The 289-nt window shown below is 64.0% G+C and carries 1 protein-coding gene; it reads left to right on the top strand.

All coding sequences use genetic code 11. From position 1 onward, the window contains the following. Window positions 1-289: hypothetical protein (locus NE591_RS15375; RefSeq protein ID WP_256157117.1), on the top strand; the 289-nt coding region annotated here is incomplete at its 5' end.

Raw genomic sequence — 289 nt, 5'->3', positions numbered from 1 at the left:
CGGTAACATCGCGCTCAGCCTGTCCTGGGGTTTCGGCGATGCCGAAGTGCGCATCTACGACCCAGCTCGCGCGCATCGAGGAGGAAGCTACCTGGTGGACAGCCATCGCTGCCCGCTGTACTTCCTGGACGACGCGACCCTCGTGCAGACGCTGACGGTGCCGCCCATGGCCGAGGGCATCGACGAAGTGGACGGCGAGATATACTTGGCAAGCGAATCGGCGAGCAACCTGCACCTTCTCGGGAAGTTCTACGGCGGCGGCCACGTGTACTCATTCCCCGCGGAGTAG

The organism is Adlercreutzia sp. DFI.6.23, assembly GCF_024462535.1.
In the GTDB taxonomy this organism is placed as follows: Bacteria; Actinomycetota; Coriobacteriia; order Coriobacteriales; family Eggerthellaceae; genus Adlercreutzia; species Adlercreutzia rubneri.
This window is presented reverse-complemented; position numbering and strand designations above follow the sequence as displayed.